A 5,205-nucleotide genomic window follows, 5' to 3' on the forward strand; every position below is an offset into this window, starting at 1 on the left:
CTGACTCCACAAGCACCCACACGAATTGCTTGATTCAGTTGTTAAAGAGCGGTTGGTTAAGATCTTTCGTCTCAACCGAGGCGCGCATTCTACAGCAGCCTCTGTTGCTGTCAAGCGGTTATTTTCAGAAGTTTTCAAAGTTTCCCTTGCAACTTCAACCACTTGCGCTTCCGATCTCTCGTTAGCGGGAGGCGAATTCTACAGCGTTAGTCGCTGCTGTCAACACCTCTTTTTCTCCGCTTTCGACCGAGAAGATCGAACCGTCAATAAGGCGACAATACCCTGCCTTACCAACTCCTTCTGGCTTCGATGAACTGAAGCGTAACCGCTGTCAAAAACTGCGTAACTCGTTGTTTACCAAGGAGTTTTCCGTTTCGACTGCGCCGGAAGTGGGGCGAATTATAGACGTCCAGAATCTGCCGTCAACCCCTGATTTCAGCTTTATTCGGATTTGAGCGTAATACGCGCAAATGCCTTCTTCCCCGCCTGGCAAACGTGGGTCGCGCCCAGCGCGTATATAAAGGTGCGATCGACAACTTCACCATCTATACGCACACCACCAGAACCCAGAAGGTCACGCGCCACGGCGGAGTTCTTCACCAAGCCCGCCTTATTAAGGACAGCAGCGATCGGCATGTCTTCGGTAGCGGTCAATTCGATCTCTGGCAAATCATCCGGCAGCTCGCCATCTTTCATACGATTGCCCGCCGCACGGTGAGCATTGGCCGCAGCCTCTTCACCATGGAAACGCGCAACGATCTCTTCGGCCAACTTGATCTTGATGTCACGCGGATTCGCACCCGCCTCGACGTCAGCCCGCAAAGCATCGATCTCTTCCATGGAGCGGAAGCTGAGCAATTCGAAGTAGCGCCACATCAGCACATCAGGAATAGAGACCAGCTTGCCGTACATGACACCCGGCGCCTCCTGGATACCGACATAGTTGCCCAACGACTTGGACATCTTCTTCACGCCATCCAGCCCTTCGAGCAACGGCATGGTCAGAATGCATTGAGCCTCCTGACCATAACCACGCTGCAGTTCACGCCCCATCAGCAGGTTGAACTTCTGATCCGTACCGCCCAGCTCGACATCCGCGCGCAAAGCGACCGAGTCGTAACCCTGAACCAGCGGATAGAGGAACTCGTGAATGGCGATTGGCTGATTGGTCGTGTAGCGCTTGTCGAAGTCATCGCGCTCGAGCATGCGCGCCACGGTGTATTGCGAAGTCAGACGTATGAAGTCAGCCGGCCCCATCTGATCCATCCAGGTGGAGTTGAACGCCACTTCGGTTTTGGCCGGATCAAGAATCTTGAAGACCTGAGTCTTGTAGGTCTCGGCATTCTCGAGAACCTGCTCACGAGTGAGCGGTGGACGTGTCGCGCTCTTGCCACTCGGATCACCGATCATCCCGGTGAAGTCACCGATAAGGAAGATCACCTGATGGCCCAGATCCTGGAACTGGCGCAGCTTATTAATAAGCACGGTGTGACCCAGGTGCAAATCCGGCGCGGTCGGATCGAAGCCTGCCTTAATACGTAGCGGCTGGCCACGCTTGAGCTTTTCGATCAGCTCGGACTCGACCAACAGTTCTTCTGCACCACGTTTGATCAGCGCTAGCTGCTCTTCAACCGACTTCATAACAGACCTGCAAGACTCGAATTCAAAGGGGACCAACCATACAAGATCGGGCGTCAAATACAAGTTTTGCCCGGCGCACGGACGCCAATCCACGGACAGAGCGTCCGCAGGCTTGCTTCAGAGATGATTTGGTTATATTTTATACAGTTATTTCGTCTTCATCATGTCATTCATCTTTTCCAATTCATTTTTTCAAAGTCAAAATTACTTATGACCAAAGAATCGTCTAAAGCGCCACCGCTTTACCCGAAGACCCACCTGCTCGCAGCAAGCGGTATCGCCGCCCTTCTGAGCCTGGCGCTTCTGGTATTTCCTTCCAGTGATGTTGAAGCCAAAAAGACGACCCTGAGTCTTGAACTGGAAAGCCCTGTAGAACAACTGACACAAGATCAAGACGCCGCCGACGTCGTCCAAGCCACAAATGATCCGGCAGCCTCCCCTTTCGCGCAGATCGAAAACAGCGCCGAAAACACTCAGGAAGCCGCCCAGGCCGCCCCCGCGCCAGTCGTCGAAGAAAAGAAGGCGCCAGGCCACAGGGAAGTGATCGTTGCCAAAGGCGACACTCTCTCGACCTTGTTTGAGAAAGTCGGCCTTCCGGCCACTTCGGTGCATGAAGTGCTGGCCAGCGACAAGCAGGCCAAGCAGTTCAGCCAGCTCAAACATGGCCAGAAGCTCGAGTTCGAACTCGGCCCGAACGGCCAACTGACCAATTTGCACAGCAAAGTCAGCGACACGGAAAGCATCAGCCTGACCAAGAACGGCAAGGGTTATACATTCAACCGCATTACCGCCAAGCCCACTGTTCGCACCGCCTACGTACATGGCGTGATCAACAGTTCGCTGTCGCAATCCGCAGCCCGTGCCGGTTTGTCCCATAGCCTGACCATGGATATGGCCAGCGTGTTTGGCTATGACGTCGACTTCGCCCAGGATATTCGCCAGGGTGACGAGTTCGATGTGATCTATGAACAGAAAGTCGTCAACGGTAAAGCCGTCGGTAACGGTCCCATTCTTTCCGCGCGCTTCACCAACCGTGGCAAGACTTACACCGCTGTGCGCTACACCAACAAACAAGGCAACAGCAGCTACTACACGGCTGACGGCAACAGCATGCGCAAGGCGTTCATCCGTACTCCGGTAGACTTCGCCCGCATCAGCTCGAAATTCTCCATGGGCCGCAAGCACCCGATCCTGAACAAGATCCGCGCCCACAAGGGTGTCGATTACGCAGCACCGCGCGGCACACCGATCAAGGCTGCCGGCGACGGCCAGGTATTGTTGGCCGGTCGCCGGGGCGGTTACGGCAATACCGTGATTATCCAGCACGGCAGTACTTACCGTACGCTGTACGGCCACATGCAGGGCTTCGCCAAAGGCATCAAGACTGGCGGTAGCGTCAAGCAAGGTCAGGTGATCGGCTACATCGGCACCACCGGCCTCTCCACCGGCCCGCACCTGCACTACGAGTTCCAGGTCAATGGCGTGCACGTCGATCCACTGGGTCAGAAGGTAGCGATGGCCGATCCGATCTCCAAAGCTGAACGCGCACGCTTCCTTGCGCAAAGCCAACCGCTGATGGCGCGTATGGACCAAGAGAAAGCCACCCTGCTGGCTTCGAGCAAACGCTAAGCCATGGCGCTCTATATAGGTGTGATGTCCGGGACCAGCCTTGATGGCCTGGACATTGCGCTGATCGAGCAAGCCCCGGCGATCAAGCTGATCGCCACGCATTACATCCCCATGCCCGAATCCCTGCGCGCCGAGCTGCTTGGCTTGTGCGCCAGCGGTCCGGACGAGATTGCCCGCTCCGCCATTGCCCAGCAAAACTGGGTGAAGCTGGCCGCACAGGGCATTCACACCCTCCTCGCCCAACAAAACCTCAAGCCCGACGACATTCGCGCGATTGGCAGCCACGGCCAGACCATTCGCCACGAACCGGCACGCGGGTTCACGGTGCAGATCGGCAACCCTGCGCTGCTCACCGAGCTGACCGGCATCACCGTGGTCAGCGATTTCCGCAGCCGCGACGTAGCCGCTGGCGGACAAGGCGCCCCATTGGTTCCGGCCTTTCACGAAGCCTTGTTTGAACAGCAGCCCGGTAACCGCGCGGTGCTGAACGTCGGCGGGTTCAGTAACCTCAGCCTGATCGAACCCGGCAAGCCTGTCGCGGGTTTTGACTGCGGCCCGGGGAATGTCCTGCTGGATGCCTGGATTCACCGGCAACGCGGCGACAACTTCGATCGCGATGGCCAATGGGCCGCCAGCGGCAAGGTTGAACCGGCTCTGTTGAATGAGCTGCTCAGTGATCCGTTCTTTGTAACTCAAGGCCCGAAGAGCACTGGCCGCGAAGTGTTCAATCTGCCATGGCTGATGCAGCATCTGTCACAACTGCCAACCTTCGCAGCCGAAAACGTACAGGCCACACTGCTTGAGCTGACCGCCCTGACCATCGTCGAGTCATTGCAAAGCGCTCAATCGGATACCCGGGAGCTGCTGGTCTGCGGCGGTGGCGCACACAACGCCACGTTGATGAAACGGTTGGCCAGCCTGTTGCCGAACGCGAAAGTCAGCAGCACTGCCGCTTATGGTGTAGACCCGGACTGGGTTGAAGCCATGGCCTTTGCCTGGCTGGCTCATTGCTGCCTGGAAGGTATCGCGACCAACCGCCCAAGCGTCACCGGCGCCCGTGGCCTGCGCATTCTCGGCGCCATCTACCCCGCCTGAACCTTAACTCCAGACAGCAAAACGCCGCAGAATCCTGAGACCCTGCGGCGCTTGTTGATGCGGAGAGTTGCGATCAGATCGAGAACGAAGAGCCGCAGCCACACGTGGTGGTGGCGTTCGGGTTCTTGATCACGAAACGCGAACCTTCCAGACCTTCCTGATAATCCACCTCGGCACCTGCCAGGTACTGGAAGCTCATCGGATCGACCACCAGGCTGACGCCTTCGCGCTCGACAATGGTGTCGTCATCGGCCACTTCTTCATCGAAGGTGAAGCCGTACTGAAACCCTGAACAACCGCCGCCCGTAACGAATACGCGCAGCTTCAAGCGATCATTCCCCTCTTCATCGACCAGGCTCTTCACCTTGTGCGCAGCACCGTGGGTGAATTGCAAAGCCGTGGGGGTGAAGGATTCGACGCTCATGCTGACTATCTCCCGGCGTTACGCCGCCATAATGCGTGATGACGCGCATTATCCGCTTCTCCCAGAAAATCGGTCAACTATTGTTACGGTATATCAATCAATCCAATTGTCAGACCAGTGTCTAGTCCTGAAATAGGTTTACACCTGTTTCACCCTCAAAACGCCCGATGCACCGCATCGGGCGTTTTGCATTTCAACGATAGGTGCGGACGTTTGCTGTTGTAGATGCTTATCGACTCGTCGACCATTCGAATCGCCTCGGCCAGATCTCTAGGTCGGTGAAGCAGAAACTCTGTCTTCAAGATCCCGTTCACACGCTCTGCCAAAGCGTTCTGATAACAGTCATACCCGTCGGTCATCGAGCACCTGATTCCATGTTTGGCGTGCAACTTCTGGTAGAGATCAGAGCAGTATTG

5 protein-coding genes are annotated in these 5,205 nt (G+C 56.4%); 2 read left to right on the forward strand and 3 right to left on the reverse strand.

The annotated features are described in order from the left end of the window. Window positions 1–441: 441 nt before the first annotated feature. A complete protein-coding gene (gene tyrS, locus F475_RS30120; RefSeq protein WP_064620726.1) occupies window positions 442–1,641 on the reverse strand; it encodes a tyrosine--tRNA ligase in 1,200 nt (399 codons plus the stop codon). 210 nt (window positions 1,642–1,851) lie between these two features. Between tyrS and F475_RS30125 the strand changes: the two genes are divergently transcribed. Both F475_RS30125 and F475_RS30130 read left to right on the forward strand, forming a co-directional pair. Then, window positions 1,852–3,270, forward strand: a complete 1,419-nt coding sequence (locus F475_RS30125) for a peptidoglycan DD-metalloendopeptidase family protein (RefSeq protein WP_111455444.1) — start codon at window positions 1,852–1,854, stop codon at window positions 3,268–3,270. Between the two features lie 3 nt (window positions 3,271–3,273). Next, window positions 3,274–4,365 carry an anhydro-N-acetylmuramic acid kinase gene (locus F475_RS30130; RefSeq protein ID WP_111455445.1) on the forward strand — a complete coding sequence of 364 codons (1,092 nt, stop codon included), beginning with the start codon at window positions 3,274–3,276 and terminating at the stop codon, window positions 4,363–4,365. Between the two features lie 73 nt (window positions 4,366–4,438). Here the strand turns inward: F475_RS30130 and erpA are convergent, their stop codons facing one another. Further along, complete coding sequence (erpA, locus tag F475_RS30135; RefSeq protein ID WP_007906865.1) at window positions 4,439–4,789, reverse strand: iron-sulfur cluster insertion protein ErpA; 351 nt, start codon at window positions 4,787–4,789, stop codon at window positions 4,439–4,441. Between the two features lie 155 nt (window positions 4,790–4,944). Further along, on the reverse strand, window positions 4,945–5,205 hold a 261-nt coding region (locus tag F475_RS30140; protein WP_019020896.1), incomplete at its 5' end, for an integrase core domain-containing protein.

It is taken from the genome of Pseudomonas sp. URMO17WK12:I6, assembly GCF_003253625.1.
Lineage (GTDB): Bacteria > Pseudomonadota > Gammaproteobacteria > Pseudomonadales > Pseudomonadaceae > Aquipseudomonas.

Excerpts from the sequence above, each read along its gene's own strand:
- erpA (WP_007906865.1), bottom strand. The coding sequence starts at position 4,789 with ATGAGCGTCGAATCCTTCACCCCCACGGCTTTGCAATTCACCCACGGT.
- F475_RS30125 (WP_111455444.1), top strand. The coding sequence starts at position 1,852 with ATGACCAAAGAATCGTCTAAAGCGCCACCGCTTTACCCGAAGACCCAC.
- tyrS (WP_064620726.1), bottom strand. The coding sequence starts at position 1,641 with ATGAAGTCGGTTGAAGAGCAGCTAGCGCTGATCAAACGTGGTGCAGAA.
- F475_RS30130 (WP_111455445.1), top strand. The coding sequence starts at position 3,274 with ATGGCGCTCTATATAGGTGTGATGTCCGGGACCAGCCTTGATGGCCTG.